Origin of the sequence: Marinobacter sp. THAF197a (assembly GCF_009363275.1) — a bacterium.
Classification (GTDB): Bacteria; Pseudomonadota; Gammaproteobacteria; order Pseudomonadales; family Oleiphilaceae; genus Marinobacter.
Genome location: NZ_CP045324.1, coordinates 2,069,228 through 2,088,407 on the forward strand (window position 1 = coordinate 2,069,228; position 19,180 = coordinate 2,088,407).

Genomic DNA, 19,180 nt, shown 5'->3' on the forward strand with positions numbered 1-19,180 from the left:
AGTTCAACATCCGCCCCCCGCAAAGGGGGCCAGATGCGGTCGTTATCTGGTTTTCAATTCGTACAGATCAACACGACGATCTTTCAGATTGGTGACTGAGCCTTCGTTACGTACCAATTTGAGTTTCTCCAGGTCCATATCCGAGAACATGATCATTTCAGTGTTTGGTGTGGTCTCCGCCATCACGGCATCGTGCGGGAATGCGAAGTCAGACGGTGAAAATACGGAGGATTGCGCGTATTGGACGTCCAGGTTCTCTACCTTGGGCAGGTTGCCGACACTGCCGGTGATCACCACATAACACTCGTTTTCGATGGCGCGGGCCTGGGCACAATGGCGAACCCGCAAGTAGCCGTTTTTGGTGTCGGTCCAGAAGGGTACACAGATGATGTCCACATCCTGGCTGGCAGCTACGCGCCCGAGCTCCGGGAACTCGATGTCGTAGCAGATCATAATGGCAACCCGGCCAGCATCTGTATCGAATACCTGGAACTTGTCGCCGCCTTCAATCACCCAGTCGCGGCGTTCATGGGGCGTGATGTGGATCTTGCGTTGCTCGTCCACCCGTCCGTCCCGGTGACACAGGTAGGATACGTTGTAGACCCGATCGTTCTCGATCAGGGGCATGGAGCCGGTGATGATGTTGATGTTGTAACTGACCGCCATTTCCGACATCTCATTGCGGAACTGCTCGGTAAACCCGGCTAGAAAACGGATGGCGCGGGTCTGGTCCATCTGGTCGGTCAGGCCCATCAGTGGGGCGTTGAAGAATTCCGGGAAGAGGGCAAAGTCACTCTTGTAATCAGACAACGCATCTACGAAATACTCAACCTGCTTCAGTACTTCCTCCACTGAGGTGAATTCCCGCATCTGCCATTGCACGGCGCCCAGGCGAACCTGGGTTTTCTTTACGTTCAGGACCGAGGAGGGCGGGGTGTACAGGATGTTCCGCCATTCCAGCAAGGTGGCATAACCCAGCGACTTTTCATCTTCCGGAAGATACTTGTGCATCAAACGGGTTACCTGAAAATCATTGGACAGCTGAAAGGTGAGAATCGGATCGTAGATCTCTTTGCGGTCGACACGATGGATGTACTCTTCCGGCGTGTACTGTTCAGAATACTTGAAGTAATTGGGGATACGCCCGCCGGCGAGAATAGCCCGCAGGTTCATGGAACGGCAAAGTTCCTTGCGGGCTTCATAGAGCCGCCTGCCCAGGCGGTAGCCCCGGTACTCGGGATGAATAAATACATCCAGGCCATAGAGTGAATCTCCATTGGCGTTATGCCAGATTTTCTCGTTACGGAGGATCAGGTCGTCATAGGCGTGGGGGTTACTGAAGCGCTCGTACTTAACGCATACGGTCAACGCTACGGCCACCAGGTGGCCGTTGTCTTCAATACAGATCTGACCGTCCGGGAACTGCTCAACCAACGCCTTGATGGTTTCCTTTGGCCATGCGCCACCGATATCGTCGTAAACCTCATCCATCAGCTCCTGGAGCTGGCTGTAGTCTTCAAGCGTCAGGTTTCGCAGATTCAGGTGGAGCTCTTCATGGGCCATCGGGTGTATCTCCTTTGGTTTGGCAGCCTTGGTTGCCTGTCACTCCATTCTAACAAAGAGTTCTAAAGACTTCGCTCAAATTGCCGTTAGTCAATTAATTCACATCTATAATTGATGAGAAGCTGATCGAAACAACCTCAGTCTTATCGGAGGGACTCCCCTTGCAATTCTCATTTTCTCAAAAACTGCTCGTTGCCGTAGGTGCTCTCATCATCATGCTGATGGCTGCGTTGACAGTGGCGACGGATATCAGGCTCAGATCGACGACGGATCGATATGTCGATGCGCTGATGGCCGACGCGGTAGAGCAGAGTACGTCCAGTATTTCCGATTGGCTCAACACTCGCCTGGATATGGCTGAGGCGACGGCCAGCGCCCTTGAGGGCATCCGCACCGACAATATGGCCCGTACCCTGATGGAAGCAATGACGCGCGGCGGCAATATTATGGATGTCTATGCCGGCACCGAGGACGGACGGATGCTAATGCGGAGTCCGGAGGTGGAAGCGACACTGCCACCTGACTACGACCCCCGCACCCGCCCCTGGTACCAGGGAGCCCAGCGGTTAGGGCGTTCATCATTCACTGAGCCCTACCAGGATGCCAGCACTGGCGCGACCATTATCTCCGCCATGGCCCCGATCAAGTCCGGTTTATACAAGGGAGCTGCCGGCATGGATATCGGGCTTGGCACAATTGACCGGATGTTGTCGACGATCACACTGGCCGATACCGGGTTCGCCGCACTGGTAAACGAGAAAGGCACTGTGCTCTTCTACCCGGACTCAGAGGTGGTCGGAAACAACATTTCGGACATTATCGGCCAGCGGCCCGCGCTTGATGGCAGTCAACATCAGTTTGATATGGACGGCGCCCGGTGGAGTGTCAGCTTCCACCCGATAGCCGATGCCCGGGCTGTGGAGTGGTACCTGGTGACGTTTGTGAACGAGGACCTGATCAATGCTCCGATTGTTGAGGCCCGGGTAGGCGGCCTGGTCATTGCCGCTGTGGGTTTGATTGTTGCCCTGGTGGCGCTGTATTTCGGAATACGACTGCTGATGGTGCCGGTGCGCCGCCTGAATAGCGCGATGTCCAGCATTGCTTCGGGTGACGCTGATCTTACCCGCCGACTGGACGATTCCGCTTCGGACGAGTTTGGCGAACTGGCCCAAAGCTTTAACCGGTTTGTGGAGAACATTCAGCAGGTTGTCCGGGAAGTCAAAGAGGGTAGTGATGACCTGGATGAAAATGTAACCGCCTTGCGCAACACCTCCAGTACCAGCCGTTCGAGCGTTGAAAGCCAGCAGAGCGAGATTGACATGATTGCCACGGCCATCAACGAAATGTCTGCTGCTGCCGGGGAAATCGCCCAGAACGCACAGCAAACGGCGGAAGCGGCTGAGAATGCCGATCAGGAGAGCCGCGAGTCGTTGCTGACGGTGACTGCGTCCCGGGATGCGGTGCAGAAGCTTTCCAATGAGGTTAACGCAGCGGCTGAAGTCATCGACACCCTGGGTAAGGATGTGTCGTCCATTACCACGGTGCTGGAGGTTATTCAGGGCATAGCAGAACAGACCAACCTGCTGGCACTGAACGCCGCCATTGAGGCCGCAAGGGCAGGGGAAGCGGGTCGTGGCTTTGCGGTGGTGGCAGACGAAGTACGCAACCTGGCCCAGAGAACCCAGTCTTCCACTGAGGAAATCAATAACATGATCGAGCGTCTGCAGAAAGGCGCCGGCGATGCGGTGGAAGTGATGAAGGCGTCAACGGCGGTGTCTAATGTCAGTATGGAAAAAGCCCAGGACGCCATGGAATCACTGAACCGGATTGCCGAGGCCATCACCGCCATCAGCCAGATGACGTCTCAGATTGCCACGGCTTCAGAGGAACAAACCTCGGTTACCGAAGAGCTGAATGCCTCCATTACCCGGATTGCGGACCAGGGCCAGGAGGCAGCCAAAGCCGCCAGTGAAAACGATGTGTACAGCGGGCACATTGAAACCATCGGCAGAACATTGAATGAAAAAGTGACCCGCTTCCGCGTATAGAAGAGGCTGGCCATGGACGGCCAGCGGGTTACAACCTTTCAATCAGGTGAGGCAATCTGGTTCAGATAATCGAGCCGGCGGCGCAGGTTTTCCAAAGTGTGCCGCCCCACATACATGGATTCCTCGCTGAGGTACGGGTTCTCCAGGGTAATCACTTTGCGCTTCTCAAGGCCGAGCTCTGTCACTGCGCGACCGAACCAGCGCTTCAAATAAACGGCAAAACTGCCATCTTTAATGGCGCGCTCTATTCCCAGCTGTAACCGATGGGCGGCTTCCTGGTCGTTTGGAGCGACAAAAAGATAGGATGGCATGTGGTAGGCGAACAAAATGTTGGGTTCGATGACCAGGTCGTCTGCCCGATTGTGTTCAAGGTCAAACAATACTTCACCAACGCCACGGGCAAAGCATTCAAAACGTTCGTTGCGCAGCATACCAAACAGGATTTCATAGCGGGTGTGCGTAACGACATGTAAGCCGTTGGCCTCCAGAATCGGCGTGTCTGGCCAGTGGGAGCCCTGGCCAATCCGGATGTTCCGTGACGTCAAATCGTCAATATTCTGAATGCCCTCGAACTGGGGCAGATGCTTTGGTAATACCAAGCACACCCTAAAGCCCAGCAAGCCGCCATCTACCGGCAAGGGAATGGGATTGAGAAATTCCTCCCGTTCAGTAGTGGTCGCAACATTGGCAATATCCACCAGCCGGTTATTATTGTTGGCCAACTCTCGAAGTACCCGGCCCTGGCTCAGTTCCTCACTGCGAACGACCTTGAAGTCGCCGTATTCCGACGTTTTGGCCAGTGCCAGTTCCACCAGTGACCGGATGGCCGGATTATCGTAATTCCGGTACCAGAGAATGAAGGTGCGCTGGTCATCCGGTTCGGCTGAAACGGCTGGAGCGGGCAAGGACAGGCACAGGGCCAGAAGAAACCCCGGTAGATAACGATGAATAAAACGAGTTCCTGCAACCAATGCCTTGTTCCTTAAGTGGCGCGCCCCCTAACTGTAGAACAGAATCGGTTACTTAAACCGGACAACTTTCAAAAATACTGTAAAAGATTCTTGAAGCACGCGCGTTCGGCTGCAATGATCCCGAAAACCCATTCTCTGGAGCCCCGAATATGGCACTCATTGATACACTTATCGGCACCGCTGGCCAGTGGGTAACCGCGAGCGACCCGAAAGCCACGCTTCTGCAGCCTGTTGAATGGCTAAAGAAAACCGGTAGCTACGCCACCGTTAACCGCCTGATTGGACTCGCCATTCCCTTTGCCCCGCGAAACGGCTTCAGTGTCGAAGAGATGCGCCCCGGTTATGTTCGGGCGAAAATAAAGCTCAAGGGCAACAAGAACCATTTTGGCAGCCTGTACGCCGGTGCCTATTTCCTGGTGGCGGAGATTCCGGGTGGTGTGCTGTCGCTGTTTGACCTGGGGCCCGCCTACACGCCTATTCTCAAGGAAATGACCCTGGAGTTTCTGCAGCCGGCCAATTCGGATGTTACGGTCGAGTTTTCACTGGCGCCGGAAGCGGTTGCCGCCATTCTGGCGGACGCCGATGCCACCGGCCGGGCAAAGTTCACCCTGGAAGGCAAGCTGAAAGACAAAGAGGGTAACCACGTGGCCACCTCGCTGGCCCATTACCGGGTGCGCAAGAAGGGGTTCAAGCCTCAGGACTGAGCAATTTCCCGTAGGGTTTGCAGGAAGATCTCGCCATATTTCTCCAGCTTGGCGGCCCCTACGCCGCTGACCTCTGCCAGTTGCTCCAGGGTTTCCGGGCGGCGTTCCAGCATATCGAACAGGGTTGTGTCGTGGAAAATCACGTAAGGCGGCACACCCTGTTTATCTGCCAGTTCCTTCCGGCAGGCCCGTAACGCATCCCAACCGGCCTGGTCGGTAATCTGCTCCCGTAGTGCCGGGCCCAAGCGTTTGCCGGCCGATCTGGACGATGCGGATTTTTTGGCCACCGGGTCTTTGCGTAACTCGATAGCCTGTTCACCCTTCAGCAGCGGGCGACACTGCTCCGTGAGCTGTAAGGCGCCATAACCCTCCGGATCTGCCCGCAGGTAACCGTTGGCAACCAGCTGGCGGAATACCGATTTCCATTCGTTAGCCGAGAGTTCGGTACCAATACCGTAAGTGGAGATGGCCTGGTGGCCAGATTGAAGAATGCGTTCGTTCTCGGAGCCACGCAGCACGTCAATCAGGTAGTTAACGCCAAAACGCTGCCCGGTGCGATACACACAGGACAGCGCCTTTTGCACGGCCACGGTGCCATCCCAGGTTTCAGGGGGCGTGAGGCAGGTATCGCAATTACCACAGGGCTGCTCCAGTTCATCACCAAAATAACGCAACAGTACCTGGCGGCGGCAGCGGGTGACTTCGCAGAGGCCAAGCATGGCATCGAGCTTCTGGCGTTCCACCCGTTTAAACTGGTCGTTGCCCTGCGACGCTTCAAGCATCTGCCTCAACTTAATGACATCCTGCAGGCCGTAAACCATCCAGGCGGTGGACGGCTTGCCGTCCCGGCCAGCCCGGCCGGTTTCCTGATAATAGGCCTCCAGGCTTTTGGGTAAATCCAGGTGGGCGACAAACCGAACGTCTGGTTTATCAATGCCCATACCAAAGGCAATGGTCGCCACAATGATAACGCCGTCTTCGCGCAGGAACCGTTCCTGATGGCGGGCCCGGGCTGTGGCATCCAGCCCCGCATGGTAAGGCAGGGCGGTGTAGCCTTTGTCCGCCAGCATCCTGGCGGTGGCGTCTACTTTGTTGCGAGACAGGCAATAGACAATCCCGCAATCACCTTCATGTTCCGCTTTAATAAAATCCAACAACTGCTTGTTTGCGTTTGTTTTTGGCGTGATCCGATACTGGATATTCGGGCGATCAAAGCCGCTGACAAAGTGCCGGGCGTTGGTCAGGGACAGGCGCTCGGCAATCTCTTTGCGGGTTCGCTCATCCGCCGTTGCCGTCAGGGCTATCCGCGGGATACCCGGGAACTCACGGGCGAGCATGCTTAACTGAAGGTAGTCGGAACGGAAGTCATGGCCCCACTGGGATACACAGTGGGCTTCGTCAATGGCAAACAGCGATAACGATGCGTTGTGTAGTAGCTCTATGGTGCGAGGCTGTATCAGCCGTTCCGGGGCGCAGTAAAGCAAGTCCAGTTCGCCGGTCATCAGGGCGTATTCGGTGGCACGGGCCTGCTCATAATCCATGGTGGAGTTGAGGAATGCCGCTCTCACACCGAGTTCCCGCAACGCAGCCACCTGATCCTGCATCAGCGCGATCAGAGGCGAAATAACAATGGCCGTGCCGGGGCGGACCAGCGCGGGCACCTGGTAACAGAGCGATTTACCACCGCCGGTGGGCATCAGAACCAGGGCATCGCCACCATTTACAACTTCCTGAACAATCTCTCCCTGTAGTAGACGGAAACTCTCATACCCAAAAACCTCATGCAGTACCTGCTCCGGGCTGCGGTTAGCGGAGGAAGGCGGTTCGCGGGTCAGTTGCTCGAAGTCCTGGTCCGGATACATGGTGGTTGTCAGCCTTTGGGCGGGTGAAGTTCGGGGCGAAATGATACCAGATACTGCCGCTGGAGTGGTCAATACACCTTTTGGGATGGAGGCAAAGCGACAAGAGAAAGGATACAATAGCGCCCCTTCAGAGACTGTGATTAACCATTTCGAAAAACAACAGGGCATGCATGCAGGAATTTGACGCGATCCGACCTTATTCGGATGAAGAAACCGCCCCCGCGATTCAACGCCTGGTTAACGACCCGGATTTCCTGGACATGGTTGGCCGGTTCAAATCACCGGTTGCGGCCAAGTGGGCGCCGGCCCTGCTGAGAATGTTTGTGAAGCGCTGGCTGGTTCGGAATTTCGGCCACTATCATCGGGTGGATGACTTGCAGGCCGGCTTGTCCGGCTACGTTGGCGACCTGGTTGAAAGTACCACGTCCAGGGTGACTCATAGCGGCCTGGAAAATCTGAGCAAGAACTCTGCGCACCTGTTTATCTCCAACCATCGGGATATTGTGTTTGACCCGATGGTGGTGAACTATCTGCTGTTCCAGAACGGCTTTCACACCACCCGTATTGCCATCGGGGACAACCTGCTGGCAAACCGGGTATTCGCGGAGATGATGCGGCTGAACAAGAGTTTCGTGGTGCGCCGCAACATGACCAGCCCCCGGGAAATGCGGGATGCCTACCTGACCCTCTCCGGCTTCATCAATCACAGCATTGATACCAACCACAGCATCTGGATTGCCCAGCGCGAAGGCCGCGCCAAAGACGGCATCGATGTGACAGACCCGGCCATCATCAAGATGTTCTACATGAGCCGAAAGAAATCCGGGCTGGAGTTTGACGAAGCCATGAACCGGCTGCACATCGTGCCGGTTTCTATCGCCTATGAATACGACCCCTGCGATGCGGACAAAGCCCGGGAACTGGAGGTAAGGGCCAGAACGGGCAATTACCAGAAAGCAGAAGGCGAAGATACAAATCAGATAATGAAAGGCCTGACCGGGTACAAGGGGCACGTTCACGTGCATTTCGGCGCGCCGATCGCGGATGCGGAGGATAACCCGAGGGCCCTTGCGTCGCGGATCGATCATGAAATGCATGCCAATTATCACCTGCATGCGTCTAACCTGGTGGCCTACCAGATGCGGGGTGTTCACCCGGAAGCCCACGAGACACCGGGCAGTGTGAGCGAAAGTGTTGTGACAGCGGAAACCTGGTCACCGGCAGACCTGGAAGCCGCCAAGGCAGAAATGGAGCGGCGGCTGGAGGCCTGCGATGCGGCCATTCGCCCGTATCTGCTGGATATGTACGCCAACCCGGTGGTGAACGCCCTCGCCGCAAACGACATCGGCGAGGCTGTGCTTTCGCCAGCGGAGTAAGTCAGGCCCAGAGCATGGCGCCCATCTCCAGTGGATGGGTGAGTGCGTCATGGTATGGGTACATTCGCACTCGAAGGGTCTGCAGCCCAGGATAGGGCGGTTGCACCTGGGTTTTGAACAAGGTCTGCCCATCTTTTTCGCCATCCGGTTCCAGCAAAAACCGATCTGGCCCGGGTTGTGCGTGAGTACCCGCACATTCCGGCGTCACCAGACATTCAACCCGAACATCGCTGGGAGCCAGGCCATTCAGGCTAACGCCAATGCTCAGTTCCACGGATTCATCCCAGGCACACTGGTCGTCCACGCAACCCCGAACGTGAATCGAAACACCATCCCAGGCGGCCCTGACTCGAGCTTTCCACTCTGCCAGCTCGGTGGCCAGGTTAAAGCCATCGGCAGTCAGGCGTTTACCTTGCGCCGTGGCGGGTTGGTAATAGTTGCGAACGTAGTCCATCACCATGCGCTGGGCGTTGAATCTCGGCGTGATGGTCTTCATGGAGGCTTTTGAGCGGGTTACCCAACCCTTGGAGTAGCCCTGTGACGCACGGTTGTAGTAGAGCGGGATGATGTCCTGTTCCAGCAGATCGAGCAGGTCCCTGGCTTCTTCCCGATTGCGAAACTCCGGGTCCAGCCCGGTATCCCTTGGGGTAATCGCCCAGCCGTTGGTTTTGTCATAACCCTCTCCCCACCAGCCGTCCAGAACACTGAGGTTGAGGGCACCATTAAGCGCGGCTTTTTCTCCGGACGTACCGCTGGCCTCTTTCGGGTACTCGGGCGTGTTCAACCATACATCCACGCCGCTGAGCAGTCGTCGGGCCATGGCTTGGTCATAGTTTTCGAGCAGGATGATGTGGCCCATCAGGGAGGGCTGCATGGATAATCCATGGATGACCTTGATCAGTTGCTGGCCGGGTTGGTCCTGGGGATGGGCCTTGCCCGCGAACACCAGCACCACGGGGTGATCTGGATTGGTCAGCAGTCGTTCCAGCCTGGCCAGGTCGGAGAAGATCAGGGTGGCCCGTTTGTAGGTGGCGAAGCGCCTGGCAAAGCCGATAACCAGGGCGTCTTTTTCAGGCGAGGCCAGCTGCCGGGCCATGCGCTCGGTTACCGAATGCCCGGTGCCGTTTCGTTTGTGCTGGCGCTTGAGCCGGCGCACGGTGTATTCGGCCATCTGTTGTTTAAGCGCCTTGTGAACGCTCCAGTAGTGATAGTCCGGAATATTATCGATGAAGTGCCAGAAGTCCGGGTTCAGCAATTCGCTCTTCCAGGTTGGGGCGTGCATGTCGAACAGACTCGCCCACTCCGGTGCCAGGAAGGTTGGTACATGCACGCCATTGGTGATGTACTGGATCGGGTTGTCCCTGGCTGGCACCTGGGGCCAGATATCTCCCTCCATGTGCGAAGCCACCCCACCGTGAATTCGGCTGACACCGTTGTGAAAGCGGGAGCCACGCAACCCCAGACTGGTCATGTTGAAGCTGTCGTCGCCATTTTTTGAGCCCAGCGCAAACACTTCGGCAAAGTCCAGCCCTGAATCCTCTACATAGGCCCCAAGATGATGGGCGACCAGATCCCGCGGGAAAATGTCGTGGCCAGCCGGTACGGGTGTGTGGGTGGTGAACAGGGTTGAACCTGCAACGGCTTCCAACGCCGCACTGAATGGCAGACCTTCCGCCATGGCCATGCGGCACCGTTCAAGAATCTGGAACGCGGCGTGGCCTTCGTTGATGTGCCAGGTTGTCGGCTTGATCCCGAGTTCAGATAGCACCCGCACGCCACCGATCCCGAGCAGCATCTCCTGACTTACGCGTGTGCTGAAGTCGCCACCGTAAAGCTGCAGTGTCAGCGCCTGGTCGTCTGCGTTGTTTTCCGGCGTGTTGGAATCCAGCAGGTACAGGCGAATATGCCCGACCCGTGCCATCCAGACTTTGGCGTAGACATCGCGGCCAGGGAAGGGCACGGACACCGTCAGCTGTTTTCCGTCTCGTTCCACCGGAGTAATGGGCAATTCATCACTGGAATGGCTCTGATAGCGCGCGATTTGTTGACCCAGGGCGTCAATGGTCTGGATGAAATAGCCCTGCTGATACAGCAGCCCAACGGCCACGAACGGCAGGCCCAGATCGCTGGCGGCCTTGCAGTGATCGCCGGCCAGAACGCCAAGGCCGCCGGAATAGATGGGAAAGCTTTCATGGAAGCCAAACTCTGCACAAAAGTAGGCCACCAGGCTAGTCTTTGGGTCGAGTGCCTCCAGAACACCGGCCCCGGGCTCGGATTCAAGGTAGGCATCGTAACTGGACAGTACCCGGCGGTATTCCGCCATGAAGGCGCGATCTTCTGATGCCTCATTCAGCCGGGTCTGGGAAACCCGGCGCAGGAACAGTTTCGGGTTGTGCTCAACCTTTTGCCACAATCGAAGATCGATGCGGGCGAAGAGGCTTCGTACCCCATGATCCCAGCTATAGAACAAATCGTTAGCCAGAACCTCAAGCCCTTCAATAGCCTCCGGAATATGGGGGCGGGCTTCCAGCCGGAACTCCGTTGCCTTGTGCATGATCATGACCTCCTTGCGGCCACTGGCACTGTCTCAGTCATCGTGTATCCGGCCATTGCCGGTCAACAGGTTCTGATAAAGCGTTGCGTAATCCCTGGCTCGCTGCTTCCAGGAGTAATCTACATTCATTCCGTTTTCCTGCAGTCGCCGCCATGTCTTTCTGGTGTCAAGGGCCTGCAGGGCGCGCTCGACCGCCCGGAATAGTGCATCGGGTGTGGGTTCCCGGAACACAAAGCCATTGGCCTGGTCAGCTGTGACCTCCGAGGGGTCAAACACGGTGTCGTTCAGGCCACCTACACCGTGGACAACCGGCACGGTGCCGTAGCGTAGGCTATACATCTGGTTCAGCCCACAGGGCTCGAAGCGTGATGGCATGAGGAACAGGTCCGCGCCGGCGGTAATGCGGTGGGCCAGGCCCTCGTTGTAGCCCAGGGTCAATGACAGCTGCCCGGGCCATGCCCGTGCCAGTTCCTGCAGCCGCACCTGGTAGTGGCTTTGGCCCGACCCCAGGATGGCAAACTGGCAGCCGCGCTCCAGCAGGGGCACCGTGACGGCCAACAGCCAGTCGAGGCCTTTTTGTTCCACCAGGCGACCCACGAAACCCAACAGGGGAGCTCCACTGGCCTCAAGCTTGAGCTCCTGTGCCAAGCGCGCCTTGCACTGTTCCTTGTTTTTCAGGTGGCCGGGGCCGTAATGAAAGTCTAACCATCGGTCCTGTTCCGGGTCCCAGGCGCGGGTGTCAATGCCATTGAGAATGCCGTGCAGGTGGCGGGAACGATGGCGCAGCAGGCCATCCAGTCCGTAGCCAAACCAAGGTGTCTGGATTTCCTCGGCGTAGCCGGGGCTGACCGTGGTGATGGCGTCACTGAACACCAGGCCGCCTTTGATAAAGGATAGCTGGCCGTGGAATTCAAGCAGTTCCATGCGCCAGAGAAAGTCCGGCAGGCTCAGGGCCCGAAAGGTTTCGTGGCTGAAAAGCCCCTGATACGCCAGGTTATGAATGGTAAACACGCTCTTGGGCGGGTGTTGGGCGTTCTCCAGGAACACCGGTATCAGCCCTGCCTGCCAATCGTTGCAATGCACAATGTCGGGTTGCCAGGACAACCCAAGCTGCCCCAGTGCCATCATGGCACCGATTCGGCCGAAAAGATGAAAACGGTGAGCATTATCCCACCAGTCTTCACCATCATCGTTCTGGTAGGGGCTGTCGCCGGGGCGATCAAACAGCGCCGGGCAGTCCACCAGCCAGAGACTGACGGCCGTTCCGGGTAAACGTGTCTGCCACAAGGCAACGTCATACTGGCCATAACGGAAACGGGTTTTGCGGCGCGAACCTGCCCCTCGGGCGGCTTCCAGGGCAGCGGGATAACCGGGTAACAGTATCTGGCAATCATAACCAAGCTTGCACAAGGCCTCGGGCAGACTTGCGGAAACATCCGCCAGGCCTCCGGTTTTCACTAGCGGGTAGACCTCGCTTGTGGCAAACAGGATGCGGGTCATCGTGCTGCCCTCAGAATGATCAGCGCCAGGGGAGGCAGGGTTACCTCCAGCGAGGACGGACGTGCCATCCACGGCTGGTCATCGGCGATTAATGGGAGAGGGTTGCCAAGGTTACTGCCGCCATAATAAGTGGAGTCGGAATTGAAGATTTCCCGCCAGGCCCCGCCAACGGGCACCCCGATTCGATAATGTTGGCGCGGGATGGGCGTAAAGTTGACGATAACAACAAGAACTTCCTGCTGCTGCCCACCTTTGCGCACATAACTGATCACCGATTGCGGCGAGTCGTGGCAATCAATCCACTCAAACCCCGCACCGGTGAAGTTCCGGCCGTGGAGGGCGGGCTCACGGCGATACAAACCGTTCAGATCCCTGACCAGCGTTTGTATGCCACGATGCGCTTCGTGTTCAAGCAGGTGCCAGTCCAGCTCCCGCTTTTCGCTCCATTCACGGCGCTGGCCAAACTCCCCGCCCATAAACAGTAACTTGGCGCCGGGATAGGTGTACATGTAACTGAATAAAAGGCGTAATGAGGCCCGTTGTTGCCATTCATCACCCGGCATTTTCTGGATCAGGCTGGACTTACCGTGTACCACCTCATCATGGGACAACGGCAGCAGGAAATTCTCGGAGAACGCATAAAGAAGGCCGAACGTGAGTTTTTCATGGTGATACTGCCGGTACACCGGATCTTGCTGGAAGTAACGCAGGGTGTCGTGCATCCAGCCCATGTTCCACTTCAGGTTGAAACCCAGCCCGCCAATTTCCGGCGGCCGGGTTACCCGGGGCCAGGAGGTGGATTCTTCCGCCATCATCAGGATGCCCGGAAAGCGGCTCTGGCATACCCGGTTGAGATCTTTCAGAAACTCGATGGCTTCAAGATTCTCATGCCCTCCGTAGTCATTTGGCAGCCACTCACCTTCTTCGCGGGAATAGTTCAGGTACAGCATGGAGGCCACGGCATCCACCCGCAAACCGTCCAAGTGGAAGGCGTCAAGCCAGAACAGCGCACTCCCAATCAGGAAATTACGGACTTCATGGCGGCCATAATTGTAGATCAGGGTGCCCCAGTCCTGGTGCCGGCCGCGACGGGGGTCTTCATGCTCGTAAAGCGCTGTGCCATCAAAGTGGGCAAGGGCGTAATCGTCATCTGGAAAATGCCCCGGCACCCAGTCCAGTATTACGCCAATGTTGTTCTGGTGGCACTGGTCTACCAGGTAACGTAAATCATCCGGGCTCCCGTAGCGGCTGGTGGGTGCATAGTAACCGGTGGTCTGGTAACCCCAGGACTCATCCAGCGGGTGCTCGGTAATCGGCAACAGCTCTATGTGGGTGAAACCGGCCTCCAGTACATAGGGAATAAGTTGCTCTGCTAGCTCGCGATAGGTCAGCCAGCGGCCTGAACCATGGTGGCGCCAGGAGCCTGGGTGCACTTCGTAGATACAGATTGGTCGGTGCTGCCAGTCGAATCGGCTCCGCTTGTCTTGCCAGTCACCGTCCCCCCATGGATAGCGGCCACGCTCCGTGACCACCGCTGCGTTGGCAGGCCGAAGCTCGAATGCCTGGCCATATGGGTCGGTTTTGATGACCTCGCCCCGGGGGGTTCCAATAGCAAATTTGTACAACGCGCCCGGTCGGATGCCCGGTACAAACAGTGACCAGACACCGTACCCGTCGTTTGCCTGCATCACATGGCGGCTGGAGTCCCAGCCATTGAAATCACCAACCACACTGACTGAGCGAGCATTCGGGGCCCAGACCGCAAAACGCACGCCTTCCTTGCCCCGAACGGTGACCGGGTGGGCGCCCAGGACGTTGTAGATGTGCCAATGGCGACCTTCGGAAAACAGGTGGAGATCGAATTCACTTAGGGCAGGGCTTTCCATAGACCTTCGATTCCCGATCAGGGTGGCAGGGTAATGACGACCATTGAACGCCGTAGTGCCTGTACAAAAAATGATCCAAGACAATATTACGTCATAATCACGTGCTAGTGTTCTAATATTAGTTCCAGTGTCAAATTGATGTCGAACCCCCTTCGTCTACCTATAAGGGGAAGAGGACCACCGAGGTTTTCAGGGAGGGTGTCATGCATACTGCGAAGCGCTTCGTCAGCCGTCTTACACGGCAAACTCTCGCTCTGGTTCTTGCCGGGGGGCGCGGTTCCCGACTCCATGATCTCACCAAGTGGCGCGCCAAGCCCGCCGTGCCATTCGGGGGAAAGTTCAGGATTATTGATTTTCCCTTATCTAATTGCATCAACTCCGGCATCGCCCAGGTCGGAGTGATTACTCAGTACAAGTCTCACTCTCTGATACGCCATATACAGAGAGGCTGGGGCTTCATGCGTGGTGAGCTTGACGAGTTTGTGGAATTGCTTCCCGCCCAACAGCGCATTGAAACCTCCTGGTATGAGGGCACTGCAGATGCGGTATTGCAGAATCTCGACATCATTCGCAGCCATGAACCGGAGTACGTGCTAATCCTGGCCGGCGACCATGTCTACAAGATGGACTACGGCACCATGCTGGCGGCCCACGTGGAGAGAGAGGCAGACATAACCGTTGGCTGTATCGAAGTGCCGATTGAAGACGCCAAGGCCTTCGGCGTGATGTCGGTGGATGATGAACTACGGATTACCGAGTTTGAGGAAAAACCCGCGGTACCGAAGGCCATGCCAGGACACCCCGATAAAGCCCTCGCGTCCATGGGCATCTACGTATTCAGTACCCGGATTCTTTTTGATGAATTGCTTCGAGATCATAAACTTAACAACGAATCTTCACATGATTTCGGCAAAGACATCATCCCGTCGGTCATCCGGCGTCTGAATGTGTGTGCCTTTCCGTTCCGGGATCCTGTCAATAAAAAGCCGGCCTATTGGCGTGACGTAGGGACTATCGATTCACTCTGGCAAGCGAACCTTGAACTGATTGACGTGAGCCCCGAACTGAACCTGTACGATGCCCATTGGCCGATCTGGACCTATCAGGAGCAGCTACCGCCGGCCAAGTTCATATTTGACGATGAGGACCGCCGGGGAGCCGCCGTTGATTCCATGGTGGCCGGAGGCTGCATAGTGTCCGGGGCCCGAATTCGCCATTCCTTGCTGTTTTCACAGGTGCGTGTGCATTCGTTCACCACGGTTGAGGACGCGGTAATCTTTCCGGATGTAGATATCGGCCGCCATTGCCACATTCGCAAAGCCGTCATCGATCGAGGATGCAGAATCCCGGATGGCACCCGCATTGGGTTTGACAAAAAAGCAGACGAAAACCGTTTCCATGTTTCGCCCAAAGGCGTTGTTCTGATCACACCCGAGATGCTCGGGCAGGATTACCCCCATGGACTCTGACCATCGCACACCCGTTGTCTTTTGCTGGCATATGCACCAGCCCGTGTATCAGGACCAGCACACGGGCGAATTTCTGTTCCCCTGGGTCTATCTGCATTGCATCAAGGATTATGTCGATATGGCAGCGCACCTGGAGGCTCATCCAGAGGCCAGGGCCGTGGTGAATTTTGCCCCGGTTCTGCTGGAACAGATAGAAGAATATCTGGTTCAAATTGAGCGCTGGCGACACAGTGGTACGGCAGTGAGCGATCCGGTGTTGGCAGCACTGGTGGCTGACTCCTTGCCCGAGCCAGGCTCTCCTGGCTTTCTTGAGCTGATGGAAAAATGCCTGAGAGCAAACGAAAACCGGATCATCAAGAGGTTTGCGCCCTATAAACGGCTGTCGGAACTGGCCCGCTTCTATCGCACCCGCCCGGATATCCAGCGTTACATCTCACCACAATTACTGGTGGACCTGCTGGTTTGGTACCACCTTGGGTGGATGGGAGAAACCGTGCGTCGTACTCACCCGGTGATCCAGACCCTGCAGGAGAAATGCCATCAGTTCACCATGGAAGACCGGAGAGCGTTACTAGACGTCATCGAAGAGCTGATGGCTGGCCTTGGCCCCAGGTACCGCCACCTTTCGCAAACTGGCCAGGCCGAGTTAGCCATGAGTCCCTGGGCTCACCCTATCGTACCGCTGTTACTGGACTTCGGTTCCGCCAGGGAGGCCATGCCGGATATCCGTATGCCCGAGCATTCGACCTATCCCGGCGGCAAGGACCGGGCAGACTGGCACATTCGTATGGGGCAGCAGGTATTTCAGCGGTTCTTTGGTGAGCCGGCCGCAGGCTGCTGGGCGTCTGAAGGTGGCCTAAGCCAGAATACCCTGGCATTGCTGAGTGAACACGGGTTTCAATGGACCGCGAGTGGAGATTCCGTTGGTCACAACAGCTTTCGCCTGGCTAAAGAACAGGGGGCGCTGAACAAGGAGCCTCCTATTCACCGTCCTTTCCTGTTCGGGGAACAACCGGTAACCGTGTTTTTCCGCGATGACGGTTTGTCGGATCTGATCGGATTCAATTACGCGGATTGGCATGCGGAAGATGCCGTTGGCGACCTGGTCCACCACATGGAGAATATTGCCAGTCACAGCAAGGCAGGGGAGTGTCCGGTTATTTCTGTGGTTCTTGACGGTGAGAACGCCTGGGAGTACTACCCGGAGAACGGCTACTACTTTCTGGATGAGCTATATCGGGTACTGAAAAACCATAAGACCCTGCGGCTGACTACCTACCGGAACCTGCTGAACGAGCCGGTGTGCGACCCCGTGAAATTGCCGCACCTTGTGGCCGGGAGCTGGATTTACGGTACTTTCTCAACCTGGATTGGTGACCCGGACAAAAACCGAGCTTGGGACCTCCTTTGCGAGGCCAAACAACACTATGACCGTGTTATGGACAATGGCAGCCTGACGGCCGAACAGAAAGAAAAGGCCAGCTACCAGCTTGGCCTTTGTGAGGGGTCGGATTGGTTCTGGTGGTTTGGTGACTACAACCCGGCTCCGGTGGTTCGGGATTTCGAGCATCTTTATCGCCGGCATTTGGCCAACCTCTACGACAACATTGGCTACCCGGCGCCTGCCCGCCTGTTCCAGCCAATCAGCCAGGGTGGGGGCGAGCCTGCGCGGGGCGGCGCCATGCGCCCGGGGCATGAGGCCGGGGGGCTGGAATGACTGGAGCACTGACACCGGCACCGGTATTTTCCCGTCGTCGTGCAGGTGTGTTGCTACACCCGACTGCCTTGCCAGGAAATGACGGCAAGCTTGGGCAACAGGCCCGGAGCTTTATTGACTACTTGGCAGACGCAGGCATAACGGTTTGGCAAACCCTGCCAACAGGCCCTACCCATTCCGATTTATCCCCTTATCAGTCGTTATCCGCCCACGCCGGCAACCCTGAGTTTATCGACCTGTCGGAGCTTGTTTATCTGGATTTGCTCAGTACCGATGAGCTTGCGCGCGAGGCCAGGGCCCGCGCCCTTGAAATCGCAGCCGGGCGTTTTCTAGCGGCCACCGGCCCAACGTCCGTAACCGCCAACCAGGACACTTGGCGACAGTTCCTGTCTGACCACAAAGCATGGCTGGATGACTTTGCTCTGTTCATCGCCATCCGGGATGCCCATGGCGGGATTCCCTGGCACGAGTGGCCAATGCCGCTGCGGCGTAGGGAACCATGGGCCCTTGAGGAGTTCAGAGCCCGGCACTGTAACGCCATCGAACAGGTCTGTTTTGAACAGTTTATTGGTCACTTGCAATGGCAGGCAATGCGCCGCTACGCCCGGGAACGGGGGGTGCTGTTGTTCGGAGATATCCCCATTTTTGTCGCCCATGACAGCGCTGATGTCTGGGCCCACCCTGACATGTTCAAGCTGGATGCTCAGGGCCAGCCCCTGGTCGTTGCTGGCGTGCCCCCGGACTACTTTTCTCCCGATGGTCAGCACTGGGGTAATCCACTTTATGACTGGCAAGCCATGGCCGGTGATGGTTATCGATGGTGGATAGATCGGCTGGCCAGCCAGCAGGAGAAGTTCGACCTGCTCAGGATTGATCATTTCCGGGGCCTGCAGGCATTCTGGGAAATTCCTGCGGCAGATGCCCGCCCGGTGAACGGACACTGGGTGGCGGGCCCGGCCGATGCCTTCCTGTCAGCGTGTTTTGAGCAACTCCCGGAACTGCCGCTGGTTGCAGAAAACCTTGGCATCATAGGGGCCGATGTCGAGGCACTTCGGCAGCGGTTCAACTTGCCCGGCATGACGGTCATGCAGTTTGGTTTTGACGGTAGCGCAAGCAACCCTCATTTACTTCATAACCATAAAGAGCATGACCTGGTGTACACCGGTACTCACGACAATGACACCACCCTGGGCTGGTACCAGAGCCTGGATGAACGTACCCGGGATCACGTAAATCAGTACCTTCGGCTCACCGACGACAACGTTCCAAGGCAGATTATCCAGGCGGCGCTGGGGTCTGTCTCAGGGCTTGTGATGATTCCCATGCAGGATCTTCTCGGTCTGGACTCCAGTGCCCGCTTCAACACACCTGGCACAACTTCCAATAACTGGATCTGGCAGTTGCCAGAGAACTATCAATCGCTGGCGCGGTCTGATTCCCTGCGGTCTATGGTCAACATCTACGGACGTTAAAACTGACGATTGGTCATTAATTGATCAGCATCAAGATGGTTAAACCTTGACCAGTTTT

General features: G+C 56.8%; 12 protein-coding genes. 6 read left to right on the plus strand and 6 right to left on the minus strand.

Annotation, left to right across the window (positions count from 1 at the left end):
* Window positions 1–42: 42 nt before the first annotated feature.
* Window positions 43–1,563, minus strand: coding sequence for a bifunctional GNAT family N-acetyltransferase/carbon-nitrogen hydrolase family protein (locus tag FIV08_RS09630; RefSeq protein ID WP_061332912.1), 1,521 nt, complete (start codon window positions 1,561–1,563; stop codon window positions 43–45).
* Window positions 1,564–1,724: 161 nt separating this feature from the next.
* Here FIV08_RS09630 and FIV08_RS09635 point away from each other — a divergent pair, with 161 nt between their 5' ends.
* Window positions 1,725–3,611, plus strand: coding sequence for a methyl-accepting chemotaxis protein (locus tag FIV08_RS09635; RefSeq protein WP_152438153.1), 1,887 nt, complete (start codon window positions 1,725–1,727; stop codon window positions 3,609–3,611).
* 38 nt (window positions 3,612–3,649) lie between these two features.
* On the opposite strand, the gene FIV08_RS09640 is transcribed toward FIV08_RS09635, so the two are convergent.
* Complete coding sequence (locus tag FIV08_RS09640; protein ID WP_416376921.1) at window positions 3,650–4,534, minus strand: hypothetical protein; 885 nt, start codon at window positions 4,532–4,534, stop codon at window positions 3,650–3,652.
* Between the two features lie 197 nt (window positions 4,535–4,731).
* Between FIV08_RS09640 and FIV08_RS09645 the strand changes: the two genes are divergently transcribed.
* Window positions 4,732–5,286 carry a PaaI family thioesterase gene (locus tag FIV08_RS09645; protein WP_072677296.1) on the plus strand — a complete coding sequence of 185 codons (555 nt, stop codon included), beginning with the start codon at window positions 4,732–4,734 and terminating at the stop codon, window positions 5,284–5,286.
* On the opposite strand, the gene recQ is transcribed toward FIV08_RS09645, so the two are convergent.
* Window positions 5,277–7,148 carry a DNA helicase RecQ gene (gene recQ / locus FIV08_RS09650; protein ID WP_152438154.1) on the minus strand — a complete coding sequence of 624 codons (1,872 nt, stop codon included), beginning with the start codon at window positions 7,146–7,148 and terminating at the stop codon, window positions 5,277–5,279. The genes FIV08_RS09645 and recQ overlap by 10 nt on opposite strands.
* A 170-nt stretch (window positions 7,149–7,318) precedes the next feature.
* Between recQ and FIV08_RS09655 the strand changes: the two genes are divergently transcribed.
* Complete coding sequence (locus FIV08_RS09655) at window positions 7,319–8,524, plus strand: 1-acyl-sn-glycerol-3-phosphate acyltransferase (protein WP_152438155.1); 1,206 nt, start codon at window positions 7,319–7,321, stop codon at window positions 8,522–8,524.
* Between the two features lies 1 nt (window position 8,525).
* On the opposite strand, the gene glgP is transcribed toward FIV08_RS09655, so the two are convergent.
* The 3 genes from glgP to glgB are packed head-to-tail and all read right to left on the minus strand — an operon-like array spanning window position 8,526 to window position 14,464.
* Window positions 8,526–11,078, minus strand: a complete 2,553-nt coding sequence (glgP, locus tag FIV08_RS09660; RefSeq protein WP_152438156.1) for an alpha-glucan family phosphorylase — start codon at window positions 11,076–11,078, stop codon at window positions 8,526–8,528.
* A 33-nt stretch (window positions 11,079–11,111) separates the two neighbouring features.
* The gene (gene glgA, locus FIV08_RS09665) at window positions 11,112–12,578 is read right to left on the minus strand and encodes a glycogen synthase GlgA (RefSeq protein ID WP_152438157.1); all 1,467 of its coding nucleotides are present in this window, start codon (window positions 12,576–12,578) and stop codon (window positions 11,112–11,114) included.
* On the minus strand, window positions 12,575–14,464 hold the full coding sequence (gene glgB, locus FIV08_RS09670; RefSeq protein WP_152438158.1) for a 1,4-alpha-glucan branching protein GlgB: 1,890 nt from the start codon (window positions 14,462–14,464) through the stop codon (window positions 12,575–12,577). The genes glgA and glgB overlap by 4 nt, the downstream gene beginning before the upstream one ends.
* 203 nt (window positions 14,465–14,667) lie before the next feature.
* Between glgB and glgC the strand changes: the two genes are divergently transcribed.
* Genes glgC through malQ form a run of 3 tightly spaced genes read left to right on the plus strand, consistent with a single transcriptional unit; the run spans window position 14,668 to window position 19,122 of the window.
* Window positions 14,668–15,933 (plus strand): glucose-1-phosphate adenylyltransferase, encoded by a 1,266-nt coding sequence (glgC, locus tag FIV08_RS09675; protein ID WP_152438159.1) that lies wholly within the window; start codon window positions 14,668–14,670, stop codon window positions 15,931–15,933.
* Window positions 15,923–17,650, plus strand: a complete 1,728-nt coding sequence (locus FIV08_RS09680; protein ID WP_152438160.1) for a glycoside hydrolase family 57 protein — start codon at window positions 15,923–15,925, stop codon at window positions 17,648–17,650. Before glgC ends, FIV08_RS09680 begins: the two co-directional genes overlap by 11 nt.
* Window positions 17,647–19,122 carry a 4-alpha-glucanotransferase gene (malQ, locus tag FIV08_RS09685; protein ID WP_152438161.1) on the plus strand — a complete coding sequence of 492 codons (1,476 nt, stop codon included), beginning with the start codon at window positions 17,647–17,649 and terminating at the stop codon, window positions 19,120–19,122. The genes FIV08_RS09680 and malQ overlap by 4 nt, the downstream gene beginning before the upstream one ends.
* Window positions 19,123–19,180: the final 58 nt, after the last annotated feature.